General features: G+C 70.9%; 22 protein-coding genes. 9 read left to right on the top strand and 13 right to left on the bottom strand.

From position 1 onward, the window contains the following. Nucleotides 1-207: 207 nt before the first annotated feature. From NP777_RS29775 to NP777_RS29745, 7 genes are all read left to right on the top strand, one after another. Entirely contained in the window at nucleotides 208-1,350 is a 1,143-nt protein-coding gene (locus tag NP777_RS29775; RefSeq protein ID WP_256653263.1) for a sensor histidine kinase, read from the top strand. Further along, entirely contained in the window at nucleotides 1,347-1,748 is a 402-nt protein-coding gene (locus NP777_RS29770) for a roadblock/LC7 domain-containing protein (RefSeq protein ID WP_256653262.1), read from the top strand. Before NP777_RS29775 ends, NP777_RS29770 begins: the two co-directional genes overlap by 4 nt. Beyond that, nucleotides 1,745-2,116: a DUF742 domain-containing protein gene (locus NP777_RS29765; RefSeq protein WP_044574205.1), complete on the top strand. Its 372-nt coding sequence runs from the start codon at nucleotides 1,745-1,747 to the stop codon at nucleotides 2,114-2,116. The genes NP777_RS29770 and NP777_RS29765 overlap by 4 nt, the downstream gene beginning before the upstream one ends. Continuing rightward, nucleotides 2,091-2,681 (top strand): GTP-binding protein, encoded by a 591-nt coding sequence (locus NP777_RS29760; protein WP_256653261.1) that lies wholly within the window; start codon nucleotides 2,091-2,093, stop codon nucleotides 2,679-2,681. Before NP777_RS29765 ends, NP777_RS29760 begins: the two co-directional genes overlap by 26 nt. Nucleotides 2,682-2,690: 9 nt before the next feature. Next, nucleotides 2,691-4,037, top strand: a complete 1,347-nt coding sequence (locus NP777_RS29755; RefSeq protein WP_256653260.1) for a cytochrome P450 — start codon at nucleotides 2,691-2,693, stop codon at nucleotides 4,035-4,037. 345 nt (nucleotides 4,038-4,382) lie between these two features. Next, nucleotides 4,383-5,525 (top strand): tryptophan dimethylallyltransferase family protein, encoded by a 1,143-nt coding sequence (locus NP777_RS29750; RefSeq protein WP_256653259.1) that lies wholly within the window; start codon nucleotides 4,383-4,385, stop codon nucleotides 5,523-5,525. A 133-nt stretch (nucleotides 5,526-5,658) separates the two neighbouring features. Further along, nucleotides 5,659-7,032, top strand: coding sequence for a tryptophanase (locus tag NP777_RS29745; RefSeq protein ID WP_256653258.1), 1,374 nt, complete (start codon nucleotides 5,659-5,661; stop codon nucleotides 7,030-7,032). Between the two features lie 86 nt (nucleotides 7,033-7,118). Here NP777_RS29745 and NP777_RS29740 read toward each other — a convergent pair whose 3' ends face one another. The 4 genes from NP777_RS29740 to NP777_RS29725 all read right to left on the bottom strand — a co-directional run bounded on the left by NP777_RS29740 (nucleotide 7,119) and on the right by NP777_RS29725 (nucleotide 10,149). Then, the gene (locus tag NP777_RS29740; protein ID WP_256653257.1) at nucleotides 7,119-7,538 is read right to left on the bottom strand and encodes a DUF6479 family protein; all 420 of its coding nucleotides are present in this window, start codon (nucleotides 7,536-7,538) and stop codon (nucleotides 7,119-7,121) included. A 118-nt stretch (nucleotides 7,539-7,656) separates the two neighbouring features. Next, nucleotides 7,657-8,655 (bottom strand): nucleoside triphosphate pyrophosphohydrolase, encoded by a 999-nt coding sequence (locus NP777_RS29735; protein WP_256653256.1) that lies wholly within the window; start codon nucleotides 8,653-8,655, stop codon nucleotides 7,657-7,659. 14 nt (nucleotides 8,656-8,669) lie between these two features. Beyond that, on the bottom strand, nucleotides 8,670-9,287 hold the full coding sequence (locus NP777_RS29730; RefSeq protein ID WP_256653255.1) for a SurA N-terminal domain-containing protein: 618 nt from the start codon (nucleotides 9,285-9,287) through the stop codon (nucleotides 8,670-8,672). 178 nt (nucleotides 9,288-9,465) lie between these two features. After that, entirely contained in the window at nucleotides 9,466-10,149 is a 684-nt protein-coding gene (locus NP777_RS29725; protein WP_256653254.1) for an HNH endonuclease family protein, read from the bottom strand. An 82-nt stretch (nucleotides 10,150-10,231) separates the two neighbouring features. Between NP777_RS29725 and NP777_RS29720 the strand changes: the two genes are divergently transcribed. Further along, nucleotides 10,232-11,695: a DUF2079 domain-containing protein gene (locus NP777_RS29720; RefSeq protein ID WP_256653253.1), complete on the top strand. Its 1,464-nt coding sequence runs from the start codon at nucleotides 10,232-10,234 to the stop codon at nucleotides 11,693-11,695. 28 nt (nucleotides 11,696-11,723) lie between these two features. Here the strand turns inward: NP777_RS29720 and NP777_RS29715 are convergent, their stop codons facing one another. From NP777_RS29715 to NP777_RS29705, 3 genes are all read right to left on the bottom strand, one after another. Continuing rightward, the gene (locus NP777_RS29715) at nucleotides 11,724-12,512 is read right to left on the bottom strand and encodes a VOC family protein (protein WP_256653252.1); all 789 of its coding nucleotides are present in this window, start codon (nucleotides 12,510-12,512) and stop codon (nucleotides 11,724-11,726) included. Nucleotides 12,513-12,735: 223 nt separating this feature from the next. Then, the gene (locus NP777_RS29710; RefSeq protein ID WP_256653251.1) at nucleotides 12,736-13,998 is read right to left on the bottom strand and encodes a L,D-transpeptidase; all 1,263 of its coding nucleotides are present in this window, start codon (nucleotides 13,996-13,998) and stop codon (nucleotides 12,736-12,738) included. A 234-nt stretch (nucleotides 13,999-14,232) separates the two neighbouring features. Continuing rightward, complete coding sequence (locus NP777_RS29705) at nucleotides 14,233-14,559, bottom strand: hypothetical protein (protein WP_256653250.1); 327 nt, start codon at nucleotides 14,557-14,559, stop codon at nucleotides 14,233-14,235. Nucleotides 14,560-14,658: 99 nt separating this feature from the next. Between NP777_RS29705 and NP777_RS29700 the strand changes: the two genes are divergently transcribed. After that, a complete protein-coding gene (locus NP777_RS29700) occupies nucleotides 14,659-14,982 on the top strand; it encodes a hypothetical protein (RefSeq protein WP_391858599.1) in 324 nt (107 codons plus the stop codon). Nucleotides 14,983-15,058: 76 nt separating this feature from the next. Here the strand turns inward: NP777_RS29700 and hutH are convergent, their stop codons facing one another. The 6 genes from hutH to NP777_RS29670 form a co-directional block, all read right to left on the bottom strand. Beyond that, complete coding sequence (gene hutH, locus NP777_RS29695) at nucleotides 15,059-16,603, bottom strand: histidine ammonia-lyase (RefSeq protein WP_256653248.1); 1,545 nt, start codon at nucleotides 16,601-16,603, stop codon at nucleotides 15,059-15,061. Between the two features lie 241 nt (nucleotides 16,604-16,844). Then, nucleotides 16,845-17,951 (bottom strand): GGDEF domain-containing protein, encoded by a 1,107-nt coding sequence (locus NP777_RS29690; RefSeq protein WP_256653344.1) that lies wholly within the window; start codon nucleotides 17,949-17,951, stop codon nucleotides 16,845-16,847. A gap of 312 nt (nucleotides 17,952-18,263) precedes the next feature. Continuing rightward, nucleotides 18,264-19,058 carry an enoyl-CoA hydratase/isomerase family protein gene (locus tag NP777_RS29685; protein WP_256653247.1) on the bottom strand — a complete coding sequence of 265 codons (795 nt, stop codon included), beginning with the start codon at nucleotides 19,056-19,058 and terminating at the stop codon, nucleotides 18,264-18,266. 93 nt (nucleotides 19,059-19,151) lie between these two features. Beyond that, nucleotides 19,152-20,681 (bottom strand): cytochrome P450, encoded by a 1,530-nt coding sequence (locus NP777_RS29680; RefSeq protein ID WP_256653246.1) that lies wholly within the window; start codon nucleotides 20,679-20,681, stop codon nucleotides 19,152-19,154. 262 nt (nucleotides 20,682-20,943) lie between these two features. After that, on the bottom strand, nucleotides 20,944-22,122 hold the full coding sequence (locus NP777_RS29675) for an adenylate/guanylate cyclase domain-containing protein (protein WP_256653245.1): 1,179 nt from the start codon (nucleotides 22,120-22,122) through the stop codon (nucleotides 20,944-20,946). A gap of 146 nt (nucleotides 22,123-22,268) precedes the next feature. Next, complete coding sequence (locus NP777_RS29670; RefSeq protein ID WP_256653244.1) at nucleotides 22,269-23,156, bottom strand: biotin--[acetyl-CoA-carboxylase] ligase; 888 nt, start codon at nucleotides 23,154-23,156, stop codon at nucleotides 22,269-22,271. Nucleotides 23,157-23,431 lie beyond the last annotated feature (275 nt).

The raw sequence follows: 23,431 nt of genomic DNA, 5'->3' as shown, positions 1-23,431 counted from the left end.
GAGGAGCATTATGCCGCCAGTCGGGCATACGGAGCCGTTCCGGCGCACCGACGCCTGTGCGCTGCCGTCGGCAAGACGAGTGCGATGTCCCCGGAACCCGCGGGCGCCGTACGGGCGCTGACTTACCGCCGTCCGACCATTCCAGACGCATAACGCACCACATCTCCCTAAAGTCCCTGGCGGTCTAGTCGTTTAAAGAGAGTCTCAATGACGCAATATCTACAGGATCCAGCGCTCTGGGCCCTGATCGCTGGCACGCCTCTCGCCGCAACCGCCATTATCCGCGGGCGAAGGGCGCGGGCGAATCTGCGCCAGGAGAAGGCGGAGCTGGAGAAACGCTCGGCCGACCTCGAGAACAATTACGCCGAGGCGGTGCAGGAGGCCCACACCCGCGCCGAAGAGGCCACCAAGAGCGCGCTCAAGTCCGCCATGCGTACCCTTCAGGGTCTCGCCAACGAGCAGCAGCTGGCCATCTCCAAGACACAGGACAAGTACGGCGAGCACCAGCTTCTCCAGGACCTCCTGGAGATCGACCATATGAACTCGCAGTTCGGTCGGCGTGCGCAGTCCATCGCGGTGCTCTGTGACGGCTGGCTGGGCCGGCAGCGTGCCGTCGCCTCGGTGTACGACGTGGTACGCAGCGCCAAGGGCCGCATCCGTCACTACACCCGGGTGGAAATCCGCTCGCAGAGCAACTTCGCCTTGGTCAGCCGGGCCGTGGAACCGGTCGCGCTGGCGCTGGCCGAGCTTTTGGACAACGCGACCAGTTACTCCGCGCCCGACTCGCCCATCGACATCACCATCCGCACCGTCCCCAAGGGCGTCTGCGTCATCATCGACGACGCCGGTGTCGGTATGAACGAGGAGGAGAAGAACCGGGCGGACAAGCTGCTCTCGGCCACGCACGCAACCGGTGTAACGGGACTGGGCAATCCGCCGCAGTTCGGTTTTGCGGTGATCGGTGTGCTCGCCGCGCGCTATGGCTTCACGGTGTCCGTCGATTCGGCCTCTCCCTACGGTGGTGTTCGCGCGGTCGTGCTTCTCCCCGAGGACCTTCTGACCAATATGCCCGAGCCGGAAGAGCAGCCGACGACCCACGCTCCCGCGGCGGCCGAGCAGCCGGAGCCGATCGGTTCCACCATGACCAGTTCCACCGTGAGCGGTTCCACCGCCGGGGGCCTGCCCAAGCGTCGCCGTAAGGGCGCGATTTCCATCGTCCCGAGAACGGACGCCACTGCCGCGGCCCGGACGAGCGAGGAAACCGCATCGATCATGGGCGCGTTCCAGCGCGGCACTCAGTCCGGCCGCTCAGCAGCAAACCCGAACAGGGAAGGGCATGATCCTCAGTGAACAACGACCTGTCATGGATGCTTGAGAGCGCCCTGGAAGTACCAGGGGCTCGTCATGCGATCCTGGTTTCCGCCGACGGTCTGCTGATGGCCCGTTCTCAAGAGGTCAAAAAGGACGAGGCCGACACCGTCGCGGCGGCGATGAGCGGCATCCAGTCGCTGAGCCGCACCATGGCCGGCTTCTGCGGTGGCCCCCATATGACGTGGCGCCAGACCCTGGTCGAGTTCGACGGTGGCTGGGTCTTCCTCATCTCCGCGGGTGAGGGCGCGTATCTGGCGGTCTCCTCGGCGCCGGATGTCGACATGGCCGACATCACCTTCCGGATGCAGCAGCTTGTGGGACAGCTGGGCAAGGCGCTGACCACACCACCTCGCGAAAACTCCGGAATTCAGGCATGACGGCGCCAGGGGAGCAGGAGCCCGAATCCGCTCAATTAGTGCGACCGTACGTCATCACCAACGGTCGAGGGCTTCCGGAGAACGACCAGTTCAACCTGATCACGCTGGTCACCGCCTCCGAAGAGAGACCCCCCAGCCATCTCGACCCGGAGAAGCGCGGGCTCCTGGAGCTGTGCTCGGGCGGATATCTCTCGGTCGCGGAGATAGCCGGACACATGGGACTTCCGATCGGCATCGTGAAGGTCCTGCTGTCCGATCTCTCCTCGGACGGATACCTCGTCACCCGCGCACCCGCGCCTCCCGCGCAGCTTGTCGACGTTTCGCTCCTTCAGGAGGTGCTGGATGGGCTCCAGGCCCGTTTCGGATGATGACGTCTATCTGAACGAAGCGGTGCAGATCGCGGCCAAGATCCTGGTCGTGGGGCATTTCGCGGTCGGAAAGACGACGTTCATCGGCACCATGTCCGAGATTCCTCCGCTGCGCACCGAGGAGCGGATGACTCAGGCCGGAGCCCATATCGACGACCTCATGGGCACCCGGGGCAAGACCACGACCACCGTGGCCATGGACTTCGGCAGGCTCACGCTCAGCGACAGACTTGTCCTGTATCTCTTCGGCACGCCCGGACAGGAACGCTTCGTCCAGGTGTGGGAGGACATGACCCGAGGCGCTCTCGGGGCACTGATCCTCGTCGATCCGGAACGGCTCAAGGAATCCTTCCCGGTGATCGACCTGGTGGAGCACTACGGACTGCCCTATGCGATTTCCGTCAACCACTTCGACGGCACACCGAGCCGCCCCGACAACGAATTGCGCGAGGCGCTCGACCTGCTGCCCGAGACCCCGATCGTCACCTGTGACGCACGTGACGAGAAGTCATCCGCCAACGCGCTGATAACGCTTGTCCGTTACCTACAGGAACGTACCCGCTAGGAGCACCTGATGAACATGCAATCGGATTTTCCGGCGGCGCCACCACCCGGCTGCCCCGCCCATGGCAGCGGCAAGCGGGTGCCGCTGTACGGGACGGAGTTCGCCGCCGATCCGGGTGCCTACTACAGCTATATGCGCTCGTACGGCCCCACCGCACCGGTGGAGCTCTCGCCGGGCGTCGACGCAACTCTGGTCACGGACTACTCGGCGGCGCTCCAGCTGCTGCAGAACCCGGACACCTTCCGGAAGGACTCGCGCCGCTGGCGTGAATACAACGAGGGCAAGGTCACCCGGGACAATCCGGTCGTCCCGTTGCTGGAGTACCGGCCGAACTGCATGTTCACCGACGGCGCCGAGCATATGCGGCTGCGTCAGGCGGTGACCGACAGCCTGGCCCGGGTGGATACGCATCGGCTGAGCCGCCATGTCGAGCGCGTCGCGGATTATCTGATGGACCAGTTCCTCGCCCGCGGCTCGGCCGATCTGCTCAACGATTATGCCAAACTGCTGCCGCTGTTTGTTTTCAATGAGCTTTTCGGATGCCCGGCGGAGATCGGCGACCGGGTCATCTTCGGTATTTCCGGTATTTTTGACGGAATCAATGCGGAGAAGGCGAACGAGGTACTCGGCCAGAGCGTGGCCGAACTCGTCGCATTGAAGCGTAAGCAGCCCGGTGACGATGTCACGTCCTGGCTTATGGAGCACCACGCCCAGCTGAATGACGGCGAAATGGCTCATCAACTGGTGCTGCTGCTGGGCGCCGGTGCGGAGCCGCAGCGGAATCTTATCGCCAATGCGCTGTTGCTGCTGCTCTCGGACGAGCGGTACGCGGGGGCCGGGCTGCTGGTCGAGGACGCTCTCGACGATGTGCTGTGGAACAGCCCGCCGATGGCCAATTACGCTCCGCATTACCCGGTTTCGGATGTGGACTTCGCCGGGACCCGGCTGCGGGCGGGCGATCTGGTGCTGGTCTCCATCGCGGCCGCGAACACCGACCCGGCGCTGTCCGCCTCCCGGCAGCAGCTCAGCAAGCGCGCCCACCTGGCGTGGAGCGCCGGTCCGCACGCCTGCCCGGCCAAGGACACCGCTCAGCTGATCGGCGTGGTGGCCATCGAGAAACTGCTCAACAAGCTGCCGGACATCGAGCTCGCGGTGCCCGAGTCGAGCCTGACGTGGCGCCCCGGCCCATTCAACCGAGGGCTGACCGCGCTGCCTGCCCGATTCACTCCGATACGTACGGATAAACAGCCTGTTACGCAGCAACAGATCCCGACGGGTGACCATCGCACCCACGCCCAGAATAAGCAGGAGAAGGGCGGCTTGTGGAGTTCGTTCCTCTCGTGGTGGCGAACGTGATCTAGGTCACATCGGGCACCCATTTCATACCGCATGAATGTTCAATTGAACGGGTAGGCAGTGTTGCGCAATTTATGTTGGCCAAAATCTAAGAGGAGCTGTCGTGAGGTCTCCCGCCGCCGACGACATCACTGTCGGTCGACGATCAGCGGTTTCACTCATATCCCGACCGCACCCCCACCCCTGCGGCCAATCGAACACCTACCCTAATTTCGCGGAAGCACACGCGATGGGAGCCCGGATACCCGCCCCCCAGGGCGGGTATCTTCTCGTGGTACCGGAACACCGGGTATCCCCGCCGCCTAAACCAAAACAGCCGTTCCTCTCGATTCAGCGGGAGGTTCGATGAACGGTTTCCGTTCGGGCGAGGCACTGCTGGGTGACCTCGCCACGGGCCAGCTGACCCGGCTGTGCCACGTGGCGGGGCTGAGCGAGGCCGATACGGCCGCGTACAACGGGGTGCTGATCGAGAGTCTGGGGGCCACGGCCGGACGGCCGCTGGCACTGCCGCCCCCGTCGCGCACCTTTCTCTCCGACGACCACAGCCCCATGGAGTTCTCCCTGGCCTTCCTGCCGGGCCGGCCCCCGGACCTGCGGGTGCTGGTGGAGCCGGGCTGCTCCGGCGGGGACGACCTGGCGGAGAACGGCCGGGCCGGTCTGCGATCAATTCACGCCATGGCGGACCGCTGGGGATTCTCGACCGACCAGCTCGACCGGATCGAGGACCTGTTCCTCCCGCCGTCCCCCGAGGGCCCGATGGCCCTCTGGTGCGCCCTGGAGCTCCGCCCCGGCGGCGTCCCCGGGGTCAAGGTCTACCTCAACCCCTCGGCGAACGGCGCCGACCGGGCCGCCGAGACGGTCCGCGAGGCGCTGGCGAGGCTGGACCACGGCCAAGCGTTCGACTCACTGCCCCGGGCGGAGGGCTTCCCGTTCTTCGCCCTGGACCTCGGCGACTGGGACGCCCCGCGGGTGAAGGTCTACCTCAAGCACCCCGGGCTGTCCCCCGCCGAGGCTGGCGCCCTGCCCCGGATGACCCCCGCACCGGGCCGGGAGCGGCTGGAGGAGTTCCTCCGCACCGTCGGTGACCTCCCCGCCGGGGACTTCGCCGACGACGAGGGCGCCGACCGGCTCACCGGGCGCCCCGCCCTCACCTGCCACTCCTTCACCGAGACGGCGACCGGGCTGCCCAGCGGATACACGCTCCATGTGCCCGTCCGCGACTATGTCCGGCACGACGGTGAGGCGCGGGAGCGGGCCATTTCCGTGTTGCGCAGCAATGACATGGACAGCGCAGCCCTCGACCGGGCGCTGGCCGCCGTGAGCCCGCGCCCCCTCGGCGACGGCGTGGGCCTGATCGCCTATCTGGCACTGGTCCACCAGCACGGCCGGCCGCGGCGGGTGACCGTCTACGTCTCCTCCGAGGCGTACGAGACCCGGCCGCCCCGCGAGACGGTTCCCACCCGTGACCGGGTGCGGGCTCGGCTCTGAATCCACCGGCTGCGAGATCCGCCGGTACATCGAACACCGAGCACGCCGAGCACGCCGGGACACCGAACTCCGGGACCCCGCACGCCGAGCACGCCGAAACACCGAACGACGAACAGACAGGAGCAGGGGCAGCGTGGAGCCGTACAGGATCAAGGTTGTCGAACCGATACCCGTCACCACACGGCAGCAGCGCGAAGCGGCGCTGAAGCGTGTCAACTACAACCTCTTCGACCTGCGCGCCGAAGAGGTGACCATCGACCTGCTGACCGACTCGGGCACCGGGGCGCTGTCCGCCGCCCAGCTCGCCGCGGGGATGGCGGGCGACGAGTCCTACTCGGGCTCCCGCTCGTTCTACCGCTTCCACGAGACGGTCACCGAACTCACCGGTTACGCCCATATCCTCCCCGCCCACCAGGGGCGCGCCGCCGAGCGCGTGCTGTTCACCACCCTGCTGGAGCGCGGCGACCTCGTGCTGTCGAACACCCACTTCGACACCACCCGGGCCAATGTCGAGCTGAACCAGGCCGAGGCGCGCGACCTGCCGTGCCCCGAGGCCAAGAACCTCGACAGCGCCGACCCGTTCAAGGGCAACATCGACCTGGACGCGCTCGCCCGGACGCTGTCCGGGCCCGACGGCTCCCGGGTCGCCGTGGTCGTCATGACCATCACCAACAACGGCGGCGGCGGCCAGCCCGTGTCCATGGAGAACCTCAAGCGGACGGCCGCCCTGTGCCGTCAGCACGGGGTGCCGCTCTTCCTGGACGCGGCCCGGTTCGCCGAGAACGCCTGGCTGGTCACCCGCCATGAGCAGGCCTACCGCGACCGCACCCCCCGGCAGGTCGCGGAGGAGGCGTTCCGCCTGGCGGACGGCTGCATGATGAGCGCCAAGAAGGACGGCATCGTCCACATCGGCGGCTTCATCGGCACCAACGACCCGGAGCTGGCCCAGAAGTGCGAGCTGCTCCTCATCGCCACCGAGGGGTTCGCGACCTACGGCGGTCTGGCCGGGCGCGACCTCGACATGATGGCGCAGGGGCTCACCGAGGTGACCGAGCCGAGCTATCTCGCCGAGCGCGCCGAGATCGCCTCCCACCTCGCCCACCGGGTCCGCGCCGCGGGCGTGGACATCGTCGAGCCGCCGGGCATGCACGCGCTCTACCTCAACGCCGGGCGGCTGCTGCCGCACATCCCGCCGCACCACTACCCCGGCCACGCCCTGGCCTGCCAGCTCTACCTGGAGGGCGGCATCCGCTCGGCCGAGCTGGGGTCGCTCTACCTCGGCGAGGAGGACGAGCACGGCAACCCGGTCAAGAGCGCGCCGTACGAGCTGGTCAGGCTCGCCCTGCCGCGCCGGGTCTACACCCGTAGCCACTACGACCACGTGGGCGAGACGCTCGCGAAGATCGCCAAGAACGCGGACCAGGCCTACGGCTTCCGGATCACCGACCAGTCCCCGATCCTGCGCCACTTCCGCGCCACGCTGGAGCCGGTGCCCGTCAGGCGCTGACCTCCGCACGGCCGTACGCGGGCCCGGCACCGGACACCACCGGTGCCGGGCCCTCGTCGTACGCGCCCACCGAGCACCCGGACCGCTCAGCCGTTGCCGAACGAGCCGCTGCCGCCCTCGCGCCAGGTGGGCCGGTCCTCGGTACCGCGCTTGCCGGAGTCGCGGGTCCCGGAGCCGCCCAGCTCGGACGGGAACCGGCGGCGGCCGTCCCGGTCCACCTCATGGGGCTCGCGGTTCTGGGTGACGTAGCCGACGCTGTCCTCGTCGTCCTGGTGCCCCGGGCCATGGCCCGCCGCCCGCGCCTCGTGGTCGGCCTCGTGGGCCTTCTGCCAGGAACCGGCGCGGCGTTGCGGCCGCTGGGGCGGGACCGGCTCACGGGCCCGTATCCGTATCCCCCACCACACGGCCCCGAAGCACAGGATCACGACCACCAGCCCGACGATGAACGGCCCCGTCCCGACCAGCAGGTCCCGGGTCACGGCGAGATCCTCGGTGTACGTATCCATGGCGGCCGGGTACCCGGGCCCGCCCGGATATCACTCCGGCCCCATGGGCGTCACACCCGGCCCCGCGTCACCGTCCCGCGTCGTAGGGGAGCCCCCGCGTCGTAGGGGAGCCCCCGCGTCACCGCGCCGGGGAGCCCTCCGCCGCCCGGATCGCGTCGCGGTAGGCGCGGGCCGCCGCGCGCAGCGCCGCCTCCGGGTCCACGCCGTCCGCCTCGGCGCGCACCGCGAGCGCCAGCAGCTCATAGCCGACGCCCGCCCCGCCCGGCAGGGCCACGTCGAGCCCGGCCATCCGGGCGCGGGAGGCCAGCTTGGCGGTCAGCGCGAGCGAGGGCTGTCCGAGCGGCACCCCTTCGGTGACCGAATCGCGCCGCTTCTCGGCCGCCTTGGTCCGCAGCCAGTGGCGCTGGACGTCCTCCGGGGTCTCGGCGGCCTCGTCGCCGAAGACATGGGGATGGCGGTGGATCAGCTTGTCCACGATGCCGCCCGCCACATCGTCGATCGAGAACGGGTGCTCGGGGTCGTCCTGGGCGATCCGGGCGTGGAAGACGACCTGGAGCAGCACATCGCCGAGCTCCTCGAGCAGCGCCTCGCGGTCGCCCTCCTCGATGGCCTCGACGAGTTCGTACGCCTCCTCGATGCCGTACTTCACCAGCTCCTCGTTGGTCCGGGTGCCGCTCCACGGGCACTCGGCGCGGATCCGGTCCATGACCTGCACCAGATCGAGCAGTCGCGCGCCCGGCAGGTCGTAGGAACCGGGCAGCAGCTCCAGGTCCGGCATCGCCTCCCGGCCGGATCCGGCCAGCCGCGCCAGCCCGTCGGTCAGCTCGGACTCGCCCTCGGCCGAGGTGATCACGACGGCCGTGCGGCCGCCCTCCGCCGCGCAGTAGTCGACCAGCTCGCGTGCGCCCGGTGCGCCCGGCTCCACCTCGACGCCAGCGTCCCGCAGATACGGCAGCTGGGGATGGTCCGGATCGCCGGAGAGCACCCGGTCGGCGCCGCGCAGCGCCTGCCAGGCGGGCCAGGACAGCAGTCCGGGGGCCACCCGGTGGCTGGTGGTGAGGAGGACGATGCGCCCGGTGGGGGCGTCGGCGGAGACGGGCGAGTCGGCTGCGGTCACCCCTGCAACGTAACTTACGCCTGCTCGGGAGTACCGCCGGAGGTGCGCAGCCAGGCCTCCTTGGCCAGGACGGCGGTGCCCTGGGTGTTGTTCCACTTTCCGTAGCGGGGGTTCACCCGGATGTCGAGGGCCTTGGAGGTCTGGGTGAACACCTCGTTGACCTTGGAGGTGCCGAGCTTGCGCAGCAGCCCGTTGCGGGTGAGGTCCATCCGGACCGCCTCGTCGATCCCGCCGGGCGCGATGCCCTGCTGGAGGTACAGGGCGCGCAGGGCGGTGGCCCCGCCGCTCTGCTTCTCGGCGGCGGATCGGGCGCGCTGGACCTCGCGGCGGCTGGGGCTGATCCCGTTGTCCTTACCGGCCCGCTCAATTACCCGGAACTGGATCATCCGGATCAGTGTGTCCTGGCTCAGCCGGCCGCTGCCCGCGACCATCTGAGCCGCCCTCGGGTCGCTGCCCTGAGCCTGGCGGACGGCCTTGACCTGCGCCTGGAGCTGGGACACGGTGATCCGCCCACCGTCCAGGACCGCCGCGGCACCGGGCCGCTGGGCATCGCCGCACGCGGTGATCAGCGGCGCGGAGAGCAGCAGCGCGGACGCGGCGGAGACGGAGAGCGCAGTACGGCGGCGGATCATTGAGCCTCCCGGCAGAGATCGTGCGGCGCGACAAACGATCTGGCGTTGATCGATGGTATGGAGTCGGCGCGGCCTAGGCCACTGCTTGGACAACGATTCACCACGGTCTTGGTCAGCTCCCGGCTTCCGGTCCGCCGCCGGTGGCCCGGAGCCGGTGGCCGCCGCCGGCCCCGGCAGGCTAACGCGCGGGCAGCTTCGTGCCCGGGCAGCCGCCCAACACCCGCCGCATCGCGGTCCGCTCGGCCCCGGTCACCCACAGCCCGTACGCCTTCTTCACCGCCACCTGGTGCGCCACATAGTCACAGCGGTACGCCTTGTTGGGCGGCAGCCAGGTCGCCGCGTCGCCGTCGCCCTTACGGCGGTTGGCGGAGGCGTCCACGGCGATCAGATTGAGCGGATCGTTGGCGAACTCCAGGCGCTTGTCCCGGTCCCACTTCTGGGCGCCCTTCTGCCAGGCGTCCGACAGCGCGACCACATGGTCGATGTCCACCTTGCTGCGGCCCCGGACGAACCGGACATCGCGGCCGGTGTACGGATCGTCGGTGAGCGTGCCCGAGGCGACCAGGCAGTGGCCGTCGCGGAACTTCACGTCCTTCAGGTCGCGCTTGAGGATGTCGTCGCGGGTCCCGCAGCCGTTGTCGTCGGTGTCCACCCACGAGCTGCCGAACTCGCTCCTCTCGTAACCCGTCTTCGGCGCCCGGCCCTTGACTGTGAGCGAGGACACAGCCGCCAGGGCCGAACCGGACGCCGCGGGCCGGCTCGGACCGCCCCCGCCCTCGTCAGCGCCCTTGCCGTCCTGGTCACCGGCCTTGCAGCCGCCGACCGCCAGCAGCGCGGCCAGCACCGCCGCGGAACCTCGCATCGGTATGCGAAACCGTCCCTGCAACCTTCCCGCCCCCTCGCGTATCTTTTCGCACAGACCACCCACACGATAAGGACCCTGGATGGACACGGCCGCAACCGCTCCGCCCGGCACCACCGCCGAAGGGGCGACCGCCGTCGTCATGGGGCGTACCCGGCTTCTCGCGAGGGCAGGCGTACTGCGGCGTCCGAAGGCCGATCCGTACTGGCTGGCCCTCGCCCTCTTCGCCGCCTTTACGGCGCTGTCGGTCTGCCGCTACCGCCGCATGGCCACCATGTCCTGGGACCTGGGCATCTTCGAACAGGCGATACGGGCGTACGCGCACTTCCAGGCGCCCATAGCCGATCTCAAGGGCCCCGGCGCCAATATCCTCGGCGACCACTTCAGCCCCATAACGGCCCTGCTCGGCCCCGTCTACCGGCTCTTCCCCGGCCCGGTCACCCTGCTGGTCGCGCAGGCGGCGCTGTTCGCCGTCTCCGCCGTCCCCGTCACCCGCGTCGCCGCCCGGCTGCTGGGGCGCGGCCGGGGGCTCGCGATCGGCATCGCCTACGGGGTGTCCTGGGGCCTCCAGCGCGCCGTGGACTTCGACTTCCACGAGATCTGCTTCGCCGTTCCGCTCATCGCCTTCTCCCTGGAGGCGGTGATCCGCGGGCGCTGGTACGCGGCGCTGCTGTGGGCCGCCCCGCTGGTCTTCGTCAAGGAGGACATGGGCGCCACCGTGGCCGCGATCGGCGCGGTCGTCTGGCTCCGCGCCCGGCGCGACCCGGAGCGCGGCCCCCGCGCCGTCCCGCTCGCCGTCGCGCTGATGGGCTTCGGCGTCGCGGTCTCGGCGCTCGCGCTCGGCGTGGTCATCCCCGGCTTCAACGGCGCCGGTTCGTACGACTATTGGGACAAGGTCGGCAGCGGCGGTGAGCAGACCGGCACGATCCCGTTCGGCACCGCGCTGCGCACCCTGCTGTGGATCCTGCTGCCGACCACCGGGCTGCTGGCGCTGCGCTCCCCGCTGCTGCTGGCCGCCGTGCCCACCCTCGGCTGGCGCTTCCTCTCCCACGACGACCACTACTGGGGCACGGACTGGCACTACAGCGCGGTGCTGATGCCGGTCGTCCTGCTGGCCCTGGTGGACGCCCTGGACCGGGTCCGCGACACCCACCGGCCCTGGCTCGCCTCGTACGCCCGTCAACTGCCCGCCGCGGTGTGCGGCGCGGCCCTGGCGCTGTCGTCCTCCATGCCGCTGTACGGCCTCACCCAGGGCGCCACGTACGACAAGCCCCCGCAGACGCGGGCGGTGGAGCGGCTGCTGGACCGGATCCCGGACGGGGCGACGGTGGAGGCCAACGTCGGGCCGATAAGCCGGCTCACCAGCCGCTGCCGGGTGCTGTGGGTCGGCGCCACCCGGGACATACGGCCGGACTACATAGCCCTCCAGGAGCCGCCTGAGCGCACCGAGCGGCAGGTGATCGAGTACGCCGGGCAGCTCCACCCGGGCAGCACGTACACGCCCGTGGGCTCCACGTCCGGCTACTTCGTCCTCAAGCGGGGCTGAGCGGGACCGAGCGGGGCCCCGCGCCGGTTCAGCTCATGGGCTTCGGGGCGATCAGGGCGAACGGCGCCCCCTGCGGATCCTTCACCAGTGACATCCGGCCCGCGACCATGTCGTACGGCGGGCGCAACACCGTACCGCCCTCGGCGGACACCTTGGCCGAAACGCGGTCGGTGTCCTCGACGGCGAAGTAGACCAGCCAGTGCGGGGGCACCTCCGGCGGCATCCCCTCCCGCAGCGGCTGGAGCCCGCCGACCGTGCGGCCGTCGACGGAGAGCGCGAAATAGCCCTCGGCGCCCTCCTCCTCCATGGGGGTCGACTCCGCGCCCAGCGCCTCCGCGTAGAAGGCCGAAGCCGCCTCCCGGTCGGTGGTGTTGAGCTCGTTCCAGATCAGCGTGCCCGGCTCGTTGACGAGGCCCGCGCCGGTGAAGCCGAGCGGCTGCCAGACGCCGAAGACGGCCCCCAGCGGGTCGGCCGCCACCAGCATCCGCCCGAGGTCCATCACATCCATGACCGGCATCAGCACGGTGCCGCCTGCCCGGCTGATGGACTCGGAGCTGGCCTGGGCGTCGGCGGAGCAGAAGTAGGTGGTCCAGACGGTCGGCGGCGGGGCCTCCTCGCCCACCGACCGCGCGGACATCACCCCCGCGACGGGCTTGCCCCGCAGGGTCCAGGTCGCATAGCCGCCGGCCTCCGGAGGGCCGATCTCTCCCTCCCAGCCGAACAGCCCGGAGTAGAAGTCCAGGGCGGCCTGTTGGTCGGGGACCATCAGATCGATCCAGCAGGGTGTTCCGGGCTGATAGGACGTGACTTCGGGCATGGGGCCGCCTCCGTATCGCCACTTCCGGCCGTGCGCGGCCGGTACGGGATGCCCCCATGGCCCATTCTCCTCCGGCCCGCGCGTCACGCCACTCGGCGCGGACGGCTACGGCGCGCACCGGTTCGCCGACGGACCGTGAACACGGCACTCAGCACCCCACAAAGCCGGGCGGCGGCCGGCCCGAAGGCCGACCGCCGCCCGGCGGTGCTGAGTAGAGGGTGTGTCAGGCGCTGCCGACGGCGCTGCCGGCCACCCACTGGCTCCAGTCCATGTTCCAGCCGTTGAGGCCGTTGTCCGGTGCCACGGTCTTGTCGTTGGAGTTCTTCACCACCACGACGTCACCGATCTGGGAGTTGTCGTAGAACCAGGCGCCCTGCGTGTTCGGGTCGCCCGCGCCCTTGGTGTCGGAGAGGCCCACACATCCGTGGCTGGTGTTCTGGCTGCCGAAGATGGACTTCGCGCCCCAGTAGTTGCCGTGGATGAACGTGCCCGAGGTGGACAGCCGCATCGCGTGCGGCACGTCCTTGATGTCGTACTCGCCCTTGCCGTCGTCGTCCGTGAAGCCGACCGTCGCACCGTTCATCCGGGTCTCCTTGAACTTCTCGGAGATCACCATCTGACCGTTGTACGTCGTGTTGTCGGGGCTGCCGGCCGAGATCGGGATGGTCCTGATCAGCTTGCCGTCGCGGACGACCTTCATCGTCTTGGACTTGGCGTCGACCGTGCTGACCTGCGAGTGGCCGATCTTGAAGGTGACGGTCTTCTCCTGGACACCCTTCACGCCCGACGACGCCTCGACACCGTCCAGGTCCAGCTTCAGGGTGACGGTGGAGTTGGCCTTCCAGTACTCCTTCGGGCGCAGGTCCAGCCGGTTGCCGTTGAACCAGTGGCCGACGACCTCCTGGCCGCTGCTGGAGGTGACCTTGATGTGGGACTGGACGTCCTTCTTGTTGGTCACCGCCTTGTCGAAGTTGATCGACACCGGCATGCCGACACCGACCGTGGAGCCGTCCTCCGGCGTGAAGTTGCCGATGAAGCTGTTGGAGGGCGAGACGGTGGTGAAGGACGAGTTCTCGGTCGCCTTACGGCCCTTGGAGTCCTCGGCGGACGCCCTGATCTTGTACTGAGTGGCCCGCTCCAACTGCCCGCTCGGCTTCCAGGACGTCTTATCGGGCGATATGGTCCCGGCCACGGTGTTGCCGGTCGCCGCGGACGTCATCGTGACGGAGGTGAGCTTGCCGTCGCTCACCGTGACCTTGGTGTCACTGTTGATGCCCGCGTTCGTCGCACCGGCCTTCGGCGTGATCTTGATGTGGGCGTCCGACGCGTCCTTGGCGGCCGCCTCGTCGACCTGCGACTGCGACTTGTGCCCGTCGTTCTTGGCGTCGTCGCCGCCGCCATCCCCACCGCACGCGGCGAGAGTGAGTACGCCGCCGAGCACGGCGGCCACGGCCACCAGACCCTTACGGCGCTTGCCGTCCGTCATCACACGCTTCTCCATTTGACCTGGATCTTGATCTGGACCCCAGAAACCCCGGACCTGCCCGATAAGAACGCCTGCACCTTTTGGCCGGTTCCACGCACAGTAAAACTGTGCGCAAGACCACTTGGCGAAGGCGCCAGTCAAGCGTAAGACCCGTCGGCACCCGGACCGGCACGGCTCAGCCGTCTTCGTCTCCCGGAATCGCCTGGAAGTCGCTCGTAATCGCCTGGAAGTCGCTCAATCGTCCTCGTCCAGATCGGCGAAGGCCCCGGACCACTCGACGGAGCGAGGATCGTAGTCGATGTGCTCGCTGCTCCAGGACGCCTGGGCCAGTTCGACCCCCGGCACCTCCTCCACCAGTTCGAACGGCTCGACCAGATAGGCCAGCGCCTCGGCCTCGTCCGACTCCACCATGCGGCGTGCGTGGCCCCGCTCCTCCGCGGCCATGGACGCGTCGCCGTCGATCCGTTCGTAGGCCGCGCGCCGCAGCCGGTCCGCATCGGCGATCTCGACCACGAGCTCCACACGAAGCCGGACAAACCGTGATGTCTCGGTACTCGTCATGCGACGGAGGTTAGGGGTCCTACCCACTTCGCTTCCGCACGACCCGCAGTTGTCACTACGATCGGCGCACGGGGTCAATTTGCCGCAGCCTCAAGGAGGATGCCGTTGTCCGCACGCCGACCGCTGCTGACCGCCGCCGCTGCCGGTTCGCTGCTGTGCGCCCTGTGGTTCGTCCCGTCCGCCAACGCCACGGTGGAGGACCCGGGATCGTCGTCTTCGTCCTCGTCATCCTCTTCGTCCTCGCAGACCTCCGAGAGCACGTCCGGGTCCGGGCCCAGGACCGAGGCCGTGCCGGACGGGGATCTGGCCGATACCGGCAGCGTGGACGTCACTCCGTACCTCTTCGGCGGCACGGCCTTCCTGGGGCTGGGTGTGGCGATGGTGACCGCCTCCGTGCGGCGCACCCGCCCGGAGGCGTACTAGCCCCTTCGCCCGAGCCCCTTCGCTCGAGCCCCTTCGCCCGAGCCCATTCGCCCGGGGACGTACCGGCTCCGCTCGCTCAGCCGAGGGGGCCGGTCACCGACTCCACGGCCTCGATCAGCTCTCCGGATCGTACGAACGCGTCCGCCGCCGCCAAGTCGGGCGCCAGATAGCGGTCCTCGCCCGGCCCCTCGACGCCCGCCCGGCGCACCGCCGCCAGCACCGCCCGGCTCGCGGGCGCGGGCTCAAGGCCCTGGCGCAGCTCGATGCCCCGGGTGGCGGCGACCAGTTCGACGGCCAGGACGCGGGCCAGGCTGTCCACCGCCGTGCGCAGCTTGCGCGCCGCCGACCAGCCCATCGAGACATGGTCCTCCTGCATCGCGGAGGACGGGATGGAGTCCACCGAGGCGGGCACCGCGAGCCGCTTCATCTCGCTCACCAGCGCGGCCTGGGTGTACTGGGCGATCATCAGCCCCGAGTCCACGCCCGGGTCGCCGGCCAGGAAGGGCGGCAGGCCGTGGGAGCGGTTCTTGTCCAGCAGCCGGTCGGTGCGGCGCTCGGCGATCGAGGCGAGGTCGGCGGCCGCGACGGCCAGGAAGTCCAGGACGTACGCGACGGGCGCGCCGTGGAAGTTGCCGTTGGACTCCACCCGCCCGTCCGGCAGCACCACGGGGTTGTCCACGGCGGAGGCCAGCTCGCGTTCGGCGACCAGCCGGGCGTGCGCGAGGGTGTCCCGGCCGGCGCCCGCGACCTGCGGGGCGCAGCGGATCGAGTACGCGTCCTGGACGCGCGGCGCGTCGTCCTGGTGGTGCCCGGTGAGCCCCGAACCCTCCAGCACCCGCAGCATGTTGGCGGCGCTGGCGGCCTGCCCCGGGTGGGGGCGGATGGCGTGCAGCTCGGGCGCGAGGACGCGGTCGGTGCCAAGCAGCGCCTCCAGCGAGAGGGCGGCGGTCACATCGGCGACGGTGAAGAGCCGGGCGAGGTCGGCGCAGGCCATGATCAGCATGCCGAGCATGCCGTCCGTGCCGTTGAGCAGCGCGAGCCCCTCCTTCTCGCGGAGCTCGACCGGCTCGATGCCATGCTCGGCCAGCAGCTCGGCGGCCGGCCGCACGGTCTTGTCAGGACCCTCGGCCTCGCCCTCGCCCATGAGCGCCAGGGCGCAGTGGGAGAGCGGCGCCAGGTCGCCGGAGCAGCCCAGTGAGCCGTATTCGTGCACGACGGGGGTGATCCCCGCGTTGAGGAGCGCGGCCATCGTCCGGACCACGACGGGCCGGACGCCGGTGCGGCCGGACGCGAGCGTCTTGAGCCGCAGGAACATCAGCGCCCGCACCACCTCGCGCTCCACCGGCGCGCCCATGCCGGCGGCGTGCGAGCGCACGATGTTGCGCTGGAGCTGGGCGCGCAGCTCGGGGCTGATGTGGCGCACGGCGAGCGCGCCGAAGCCGGTGGAGACGCCGTAGACGGGCTCGGGCTTGGCCGCGAGGTCGTCGATCACCTGCCGCGCCGCGGAGATGGCGTCGAGCGCCGCCTCGGAGATCTCGATGCGGGCGGTGCCGCGGGCTACGGCGATGACATCGTCGGCGGTCGTTCCGGACGTTCCCACCACCACAGTGTGCATATCCATATTCAGGCACCCTAGAGAGTGAATCCCCGCCTGTCACCCCGCCGTCCGCGGCCTCTCTCCCCACCCCACCCCTTCCCAAATCCAGGGCTCCGCCCCGGCGCGGCCCGGGGCGGAGCCCCGCAATCCAGCCCCTCCGGCGATTGAGGAGCGCGGCCCGGGGCGGAGCCCCGGCGGGGGGCCGGGGGGCTGCCCCCCGGGGTCGGGGAGGGGCGGGGTGGGGGAACGCAACGCGCGGTGGGGGTTAGCGGCGGCCCCGGAAGCGACGACGTTCCGGCGGGTGGGCGGAAGACGTGTCGGCCAGGCGGATCACCGCGTCCTCCGCACCCCCGTCCCGCCCCGCCACAACCGGCTTCTGCGAACGCGCCGCCTTCGCCCGGTACTGCGCCGCGTCCGCCAGACGGAAGAGGCGGCGGGCCGACGGCACCGGGCCGATCGGATCGCCCGTGGAGGCGATCCCGCAGGCCACCCCCTCGCCCAGCTCCAGCTCCGCCGCCCGCCGGCACAGCTCGTCGGCCACCCGGACCACCTCGTCCGCCGGGGGCCCGACCCCCAGCAGGCAGAACTCGTCGCCGCCCAGCCGGGCCACCAGCGCCCCGGGCAGCATCGCGCCGCATATGGACAGCAATGAGCCGAATCGTTCCAGCAGGCGATCGCCGACCGCGTGGCCGAGCGTGTCGTTCACCCGCTTGAGGCCATTGAGGTCGCAGACCACCAGACTCACCACTGTGCCGTCCGCGTGGTACGCCTCCAGCGCCTCGTCCAGCCGTATGTCCACCGCCCGCCGGTTGCCGAGACCCGTCAGCGGATCGGTGAAGGCGAGGCGGCGGGCCTCCTCCAGGCGCTCGGTCTGGGCCAGCCCGGCGGCGGTCACCGAGGCCAGCACGGTCGCGAAGTCGGCGTCGTCGCGGTCGAAGACGGGGCACCCGGCCGACCGGGCCACGTACAGCTCGCCCCACGCCCGCCCGTGCAGCACGATCGGGGCCACCACACAGCTGCCACGGCCGCGCCGCCGCAGCGCGGCCACCCTCCCCCAGCTGCCGCCGGGCGGGGCCGAACCGGCGCCGGTGCCCACGCCCTCGGCCGTCTCGACCCAGGCGTGCGGCTCCCCGCCCGCCACCCAGTGCTCATGCACGAATTCGGCGATCTCCGGGAAGTCGTGCACCGGGTACGACTCGTCCTCCGGCAGCCGCTCCTCGCCCGCCATCAGCTCGCCCACGTTCACCAGGACCCGCAGCCGCCCCCGGTCGCGCTCCCACACCGAGATCGCCGCGAAGCCGCCGTCGAGGGCACGGCGGGCCGCCTCGGCCGCCGCGCCCATCGACTCCTGCGGGGTGTGCGCCGCCGCCATCTCCTGAGCGAGCCGCACGACGGCTCGCAATCGTCCGTCGACCCCGCCGGGCCGCCCGCCGATCTCCCCGTTTTCCGTCACGACGGCCTCGCATTCCTCACGGCCATGCATCGTTCGCTCTGCTCTCCAGCGTAAGAACGTCGAGAACAATCCGCTGCGGGCCGTTCACCCCGGGTATCCGAGCGAACGGTCACCCCCGGTGGCCGCTTCGCTCCCCCCGGGCCGGGGCCACTCCCCGGATCCGGTCAACTTCCCCGGTCCGGGTCCGCTACTCCTCCCGCCAGAGGGTCCGCCCCTCCCGGTCCCGGCTCGTCACTCCCCCGGCCAGTTCGCCGGACGCTTCTCGTTGAACGCGGCCACACCCTCCGCGCGGTCCCCGGAGAAGGCCACCGTCCGCCACGCCGCGTCCTCGACCTCCAGACCGGCCCGCAGATCCAGCCCCTGCCCCAGCCGCAGCGCCTTCTTGGCGGCCCGCACGCCGACCGGGGAGTTCGCGGCGATGCCCCGGGCCAGCTCCAGCGCCTCGGCCCGGTCCTCGCCCTCCGCCGTCAGCCGGTCCACCAGACCCAGCGCATGGGCCTCCGCGGCGGCCACCCGGCGCGCGGAGAAGATCAGCTCGGCGGCGCGTGCGGCCCCCACCCGGCGCGGCAGCAACTGGGTGCCGCCGCCGCCCGGGATCACCCCGACCGACACCTCGGGCAGCCCCACCACCGCGCTGGGGTCGGCCACGATCACGTCACATGACAGGGCCAGCTCGAAGCCGCCGCCCAGCGCATAGCCGTGCACCGCGGCGATGGCGGGCATCGGCAGCTCCAGCACCCCGGTGTAGGCGGCGCGGGAGACCGGCCGGTGCCGCATCATCTCGGCGTCGGTGAGCGAGTTGCGCTCCTTGAGGTCCGCGCCCACGCAGAAGGCCCGCTCATGGGTCGAGGTCAGCACCACGGCCCGGACGTCGCGGTCCCCGGACAGCGCCGCGCAGGCCGCCGCGATGGAGCGCGCCATCTCCGACGAGACGGCGTTCATGGCCTTGGGCCGGTCCAGCACCAGCTCGGCCACGAAGCCGTCCCTGCGGACCGCGACCCACTCCCCGTACCGCTGCTCACTCATCACGCACCCTCCCGGTTAACGACCGTGAACACACTGCCCGCGATCATTCCAGCTCCCCGGGGCGTGCGGAACCTGTGAGCGCCCGGACAGGCCCTAGCGGGCCCGCCGCCACCGGTTCAGGAAGCCCAGCAGGGTCGACTGCTGCTTCTGCCCCTCCTCCGGCTGCTCCTGGTCCGGCCCCGACCCCGTCGGGGCCTCAGCCGCGGACGCCGCGTCGGTGGCGAACGGCAGCGAGATCGGCGGGATGGGCGGCGGCGGAGGCGCCCCCGGCGGCGTCTCCTGCCGCGGACCCGGCTGACCCGGCTGACCCGGCTGACCCGGCTGACCCGGGCGGCCGACGGGCGGCGCGCCACGCCTGCTCCCCGGCCTGGGAACGGGAGCGAACCGTACCGGCAGCGTGATCACCCCCCGTACGAAGATCCCGGACAGCCACTTCAGCTCCTCGATCTGCCCGGCGAGCGCGAGATCGGGGATCCGGTCCAGCAGCTTCTCCAGCGCGACGGAGGCGATCAGCCGGGCCGAGGACCGGCCGGGGCACGCGTGGGCGCCCGCGCCGAACGCCAGATGGGCCCGGTTGCCCTGCTTGTGCGGGGACCTCAGCAGGGCGTCCCGGTTGGTCGCCGCGAAGCTGATCATGACGGCGTCGCCCGCGCGCAGCCGCTTCCCGGCGAGGTTGGTGTCGTGCACCGGGAAGTAGAGCCCCATGTTGGCCAGCGGCGGGTCCGTCCACAGCACCTCGTCGAGGGCGTCCTCGACGAGCATGCTGCCGCCCATCAGCTCCCCCGAGAACCGGTCGTCGGTGAGCAGCACCCGCAGGGCGTTGCCGATCAGACCGGGCACCACCCCGGTCACCATCCCGATCAGCAGCAGTAGCTGCTCGACCAGTTCCTCGTCGCTCAGCCGCGCCGGATGGGCGATCAGCCAGGAGGTGATGTCGGCGCCCGGCTCGCGCCGCTTGAGGTCGATCAGCTCGCGCAGCGCCGCGCCCGAGGTCCGGTCCCCGCCCGAGGGGTCCGAGCCGTCGATGAACGCCGCCACGCCCCGCAGCAGCCGGTCCATGATCTCCTGCGGGCAGCCGAAGAGCTGGCTGGTCACCATGATCGGAACCAGCGCGCAGTACGTCCCGATCAGCTCGGTCTCGCCCGCCTCGCAGAACTGGTCGATCAGCGAGTCGGCGATCCGCTCGACATAGTTCCGCAGCGCGCTGGAGTCGATCCGGCCGGTGGTGTCCTCGATGGCGCCGCGCAGCCGCCGGTGCTCCTCGCCGTCCACGAAGTCGACCCGCGGCCGGACCCTGATGACCTGCGGGGCGTAGCTGGACTCCGGCAGCAGGCCCTCGTTCCTGGCCCGCCAGTGGCGGGGGTCCTTGGAGAAGGTCTCGGGGCGCCGCATGACCTCCAGCGCCGTGTCGTACCCCAGGCACAACATGGCCGGTACGCCTCTGTCCAGCTCCACCGGCGCGAGCGGGCCATGGGCCTCGCGCAGCCGCCGGTAGACCGCGAAGGGGTCCGCCCCGAACTCGGGCGCGTGGAGCGGTTCGGCACCGGTCTCGCCATGGGCGGGACAGCCCGGTGGAGGTAAGGCGCCCGGACGCTGAGCACTCGAATCGTAAAGCTGGGTCACACGTGCTCCTGGACACCGCCGGGCCCACCCCGCGGGCGGACGCGGACGGTGCTACTTCGACGACAGGACCTGGGATCCACCAAGTGGATCTTGCGCACGTAGGCTAGCCCAACGGGCCCCGCGCCGCGCCCCGTTCAGTGATCCGGCCGACGCCACCGGAACGATCCGGCCGGAGCCGGTGGCAACAGTCCGGCCGGAGCCGGTGGGAAATCATCCGGCCGGAGCCGCGGAAACGATACGGACCCGCCCGCCCCGCACGGGCTCACGCGCGACGGCTCATCAGCCACGGCTCCACGACCCCGAGGCCACGCACCGGCCGCTGCCACATCGGCTGCAGCGCGAAGCGGTACGAGGGCGGCTCCTGGCCCTCCTTCTCCGCCGCGGCGGCCGCCTCCGCGGCCTCCGCCTCCGACACCGGGGCCTCCCCGGTGCGGCTCAGCTCCTCGGCGAACGCGCCGTCCACCAGGACCGCGTTCTTGGGGGCTATGGACGTCAGCCGGCTGGCCAGGTTCACCGTCGTGCCGAAGACATCGCCCATCCGCGTCGTGACCGTGCCGAACGCGATCCCGACCCGCAGCTCGGGCATCGTCTCGTCATGCGTCAGCGTCTCGATCAGGCGCAGCGCGATCTCGGCGGCGATGCCCGCGTCGTCGGCCGCGTAGAGCACCTCGTCGCCGAGGGTCTTGATCAGCCGTCCGCCGTGCGCCGCCACCAGGTCCGCGGCCGTGGTCTCGAAGGCCTCGACCAGCTCGCCGAGCTCCTCCTCCTCCAGCCGCCGGGTCAGCCGGGTGAAGCTCACCAGGTCCGCGAAGCCGACCGCCAGCCGCCGGTCCACCATCTCGACGTCGTCCGCCGCCTGCACCACCCGGCCGGTCGCGGCCGCGAGCTGGCGCCGGTAGACGTAGACCAGGAACTCCTCCAGCTCCGGCAGCAACAGCTCGACCAGCGGATACGCGATCTCGGTCCGGGTCATCCCGGTCTCCTGGGGGTCGGTGAGCCCCTCCAGGAAGGAGTCGATCTGCCAGTCGGCGAGCCGGGCGGTGGTCTGGCCGGTGGACCGCGCCACCTGGATGGCCATCGGCTCGCTCAGCAACCCGGCCTCGACCAGACCGGACAGCCGCCGCAGCGCCAGTACGTCGGCCTCGGTCAGCGCCTTGGCCTGGCCGATGTCGGCGAAGCCCATGGCCCGCCAGAAGCGGGTGGCCAGCTCGACCGAGACGCCCGCGCTGCGGGCGGCCTGGAAGGGGGTGTAGCGCCGCTCGGCACCGAGGATCAGCTGCTCCAGCCGGAGCGCGATGGGGTCCGGCTGGTCCTCGTCGTCGGGGGCCTCCGCGTCGGCGCTCTCCCGCGCCCCGGTGTCCCGTACGGCCCCGTCGGGCGCGGCGGCGTCCAGCACCTCGCGCTCCTCGGCCGTGCCGGAACCCGCGTCGTCGGCGGTCACCGCCCGCCCCCTGTCCGATCCCTGCGCACTGCCCTTCCGTTCCCTCTTCCCGGCCCGGTCCCGAGCTCGCTCACAGCCGCCCCGAGCTGGACCGACCGCGACCACGATACGTCAGGTGTGCCGTAGCTCACTCTTGCGCGGGAGGGTCATTCCTCCCTCGGTACGGAGCGTAGATGCACGATGTCCCCGGCGGAGACCGGCTCCTGAACCCCGCCCTCCGTGGCCAGAACCAGACGCCCGTCGCCGTCGATCGCGACCGCCTCGCCGACGCGCTCCCGGCCGCCCGGAAGCTCGGCCCGCACCTGGCGCCCGAGGGTCGCGCAGCCCGCCGCGTACGTCTCCTGGAGGCCGCTCGCCCCGGGGTCGCCCTCGAAGCGGCGCCACTCCCCGTACCACTCGGCGATCGAGCGCAGCACGGCCCGCAGCAGCGGATCGCGGTCGGTGGAGATCGCGTTCGCCAGGGCCAGCGACCCGGCGGTGGGAACGGGAAGTTCACCGGCGCGCAGCGAGACGTTCAGCCCCATGCCGATCACCACCGCGTCCCCGGCCCGCTCGGCGAGGATCCCGCCGAACTTCCGCTCCTCGCCCGCGACCGTCACCAGCAGGTCGTTCGGCCACTTCAGTGCGGTGTCCACGCCCGCCGTACGGCTGAGCGCCCCGGCGGCCGCGACCCCGGCCAGCAGCGGCAGCCAGCCCCAGCGCTCGGTGGGGACGCCGGCGCCGCCGGGCCGTAGCAGGATGGAGAAGAAGAGCCCGGACCGAGCCGGAGCCGTCCAGGCGCGGTCGAGCCGACCGCGCCCCGCGGTCTGCTCCTCGGCGATCAGCACCGCGCCCTCGGGGGCTCCGGCTCGGGCCCGGGTGACCAGATCCGTATTGGTCGAGCCGGTCGCCCGCACCACCTCGAGCTCGGTCCACAGCCCGCCGGGGCGCACCAGCCCCCGGCGCAGCGCGGTGGCGTTCAGCGGTGGCCGCTCCAGGTCGGACCAGCGTCCGCGCGCGTCACCCGGGCTCCCTGGGGTGTCAGAAGGCGTCATGGGGGCCAGCCTAGGGTCAGGAGGTGTGGCCAACGACGCAGTGCCACCAGGCGGTGCCGCCGATACGCTACGTGCCGGTAGCCCAGCCAGCGCAAAGCCGCCGAACGGTCCGGAATCCCCGAAACCCGACAGGCCCCGTCTGATCACGATCACGACCCGTACGACCCCGTTCCCCGCCTTCCCCCGATCCTGAAGACCCGCCGTATCCACCCCCAGGACGAGCAGGAGCCGCATCCCGATGTCCACCGAGCCGGAGACCGCCCCCGAGATTCCAG

Origin of the sequence: Streptomyces rugosispiralis, assembly GCF_024505145.1 — a bacterium.
Classification (GTDB): Bacteria; Actinomycetota; Actinomycetes; order Streptomycetales; family Streptomycetaceae; genus Streptomyces; species Streptomyces rugosispiralis.
Note: the sequence above shows the minus strand (reverse complement) of the source record. Positions and strands in the feature narration are given on the sequence as shown.

Bases quoted from the DNA above. Each gene is read 5' to 3' on its own strand.
- NP777_RS29775 (WP_256653263.1), top strand. From the start codon at position 208: ATGACGCAATATCTACAGGATCCAGCGCTCTGGGCCCTGATCGCTGGC.
- NP777_RS29765 (WP_044574205.1), top strand. From the start codon at position 1,745: ATGACGGCGCCAGGGGAGCAGGAGCCCGAATCCGCTCAATTAGTGCGA.
- NP777_RS29760 (WP_256653261.1), top strand. From the start codon at position 2,091: ATGGGCTCCAGGCCCGTTTCGGATGATGACGTCTATCTGAACGAAGCG.
- NP777_RS29755 (WP_256653260.1), top strand. From the start codon at position 2,691: ATGAACATGCAATCGGATTTTCCGGCGGCGCCACCACCCGGCTGCCCC.
- NP777_RS29750 (WP_256653259.1), top strand. From the start codon at position 4,383: ATGAACGGTTTCCGTTCGGGCGAGGCACTGCTGGGTGACCTCGCCACG.
- NP777_RS29740 (WP_256653257.1), bottom strand. From the start codon at position 7,538: ATGGATACGTACACCGAGGATCTCGCCGTGACCCGGGACCTGCTGGTC.
- NP777_RS29730 (WP_256653255.1), bottom strand. From the start codon at position 9,287: ATGATCCGCCGCCGTACTGCGCTCTCCGTCTCCGCCGCGTCCGCGCTG.
- NP777_RS29725 (WP_256653254.1), bottom strand. From the start codon at position 10,149: ATGCGAGGTTCCGCGGCGGTGCTGGCCGCGCTGCTGGCGGTCGGCGGC.
- NP777_RS29720 (WP_256653253.1), top strand. From the start codon at position 10,232: ATGGACACGGCCGCAACCGCTCCGCCCGGCACCACCGCCGAAGGGGCG.
- NP777_RS29715 (WP_256653252.1), bottom strand. From the start codon at position 12,512: ATGCCCGAAGTCACGTCCTATCAGCCCGGAACACCCTGCTGGATCGAT.
- NP777_RS29710 (WP_256653251.1), bottom strand. From the start codon at position 13,998: ATGACGGACGGCAAGCGCCGTAAGGGTCTGGTGGCCGTGGCCGCCGTG.
- NP777_RS29705 (WP_256653250.1), bottom strand. From the start codon at position 14,559: ATGACGAGTACCGAGACATCACGGTTTGTCCGGCTTCGTGTGGAGCTC.
- NP777_RS29700 (WP_391858599.1), top strand. From the start codon at position 14,659: ATGCCGTTGTCCGCACGCCGACCGCTGCTGACCGCCGCCGCTGCCGGT.
- hutH (WP_256653248.1), bottom strand. From the start codon at position 16,603: ATGGATATGCACACTGTGGTGGTGGGAACGTCCGGAACGACCGCCGAC.
- NP777_RS29690 (WP_256653344.1), bottom strand. From the start codon at position 17,951: ATGGCGGCGGCGCACACCCCGCAGGAGTCGATGGGCGCGGCGGCCGAG.
- NP777_RS29685 (WP_256653247.1), bottom strand. From the start codon at position 19,058: ATGAGTGAGCAGCGGTACGGGGAGTGGGTCGCGGTCCGCAGGGACGGC.
- NP777_RS29670 (WP_256653244.1), bottom strand. From the start codon at position 23,156: ATGACGCCTTCTGACACCCCAGGGAGCCCGGGTGACGCGCGCGGACGC.